Source organism: Staphylococcus pasteuri (genome assembly GCF_030547725.1).
Taxonomy (GTDB): domain Bacteria; phylum Bacillota; class Bacilli; order Staphylococcales; family Staphylococcaceae; genus Staphylococcus; species Staphylococcus pasteuri.
Genome location: NZ_JAUOQO010000668.1, coordinates 1 through 250, shown reverse-complemented (window position 1 = coordinate 250; position 250 = coordinate 1). Strand labels below are relative to the sequence as shown.

General features: G+C 61.6%; 1 protein-coding gene. It reads right to left on the bottom strand.

Annotation, left to right across the window (positions count from 1 at the left end; translation table 11 throughout):
• On the bottom strand, positions 1-250 hold a 250-nt coding region (locus Q4528_RS15110), incomplete at both ends, for a hypothetical protein (RefSeq protein WP_303522511.1).

Here is a 250-nt window from a genome sequence, read left to right as displayed (position 1 = left end):
GATTTGAGCTGCTGCTTGTCGGTTGCTTGGCGCTGAATAAGCGCCGCGCGCTCCGACATGAACGATCCTCGCGCCGAAGAGAGTAGGGCGGTTCGATCCCCCTTGAGCGATTTGATCGCCGCGCCAACCTCTGCCCGTTGTGCCGCGCTGAGCTCCCGCACCTGCGCCTTATGTAGCCGCTCAAGCGCGTCAGCGCGCTTTGTTGAACTGGTGAGGTAGTTGAACGCGCCACCAAGTAAGCCGCGTGAAC